Raw genomic sequence first — 356 nt, forward strand, 5'->3', positions numbered from 1 at the left:
GACAGTTTGCAGAGCAACTCAGTAAGACCGTGAGAAGTGTAGCAAAAGCGGTGCGCTCAGAAGCGCGCTCTGTAAGTCAGGCGGTTGATCCCGTACGTATCGCACAAGCCTCTATGCTTGACCTGATCGATCCTCTCGCACCCACCGCACATTTTAATCGACAACTCGTCATCGCTGCCGTATTGATGAATAACGACATCGAAGCACTGACGCCACGCGATACGTTTGATGTCATGCTATCGGCAACGCCATCGGTGTTTATCCTGAATGATCTACGTCGTATCACGACAGAAATAGACGCACGTATCAATGAAGCAACCAGCGTATCTACGCAGGAAAGTCTGGCCTTATTCAGC

At 50.3% G+C, this 356-nt stretch carries 1 pseudogene; it reads left to right on the plus strand.

What is annotated here, in order from left to right:
* Positions 1-356: pseudogene (locus PVK71_RS20405) on the plus strand (DNA circularization N-terminal domain-containing protein); the annotation flags it as partial.

Origin of the sequence: Aliivibrio sp. S4MY1 (assembly GCF_028765545.1) — a bacterium.
Classification (GTDB): Bacteria; Pseudomonadota; Gammaproteobacteria; order Enterobacterales; family Vibrionaceae; genus Aliivibrio.